This is a genomic window from Secundilactobacillus angelensis, assembly GCF_012641075.1.
Taxonomy (GTDB): Bacteria; Bacillota; Bacilli; order Lactobacillales; family Lactobacillaceae; genus Secundilactobacillus; species Secundilactobacillus angelensis.
Window position 1 is genome coordinate 1 of the sequence record NZ_JAAXLJ010000078.1, and the last position, 440, is coordinate 440.

Genomic DNA, 440 nt, shown 5'->3' on the forward strand with positions numbered 1-440 from the left:
GCTGCTTCCACTGCATCAAGTGCCAACAGCGGTCTGAACAGTCTTGGCAGTATCGCCACGAGTGCCCATGTCAAGAATGACTTGAGCACGATTACGAGTGATTCAACAGTAACTAACAGTTTGGCTACAAATCGTCCAAGTGATGCCACATTGGGTAAGCAAAACACTGACTTATCAACTGTAAGTGATTCGGCTACAACGCAATCCACTGCAGCTTCAACGGCGGCTTCATTAGCATCCTCAGCTTCAACTGCATACAGCAGTGCGGTTTCAGCTAAAGATAGCTCAGCAGCATCAACTGCTTCGACCGCATTCAGTAATGCCAATAAGAGCTTAGCTTCAGCTTCAAGTGCGATTACCGACTTGAAGAAGCAAGCTGACAGTCTGAAGAATTCGGCCATGATCCAGCATGCCGGTGACGACGTCACGAGTGCCGGTTC

At 48.9% G+C, this 440-nt stretch carries 1 pseudogene; it reads left to right on the forward strand.

The features are described from left to right. A pseudogene (locus HC026_RS12430) lies at positions 1-440 on the forward strand (hypothetical protein); the annotation flags it as partial.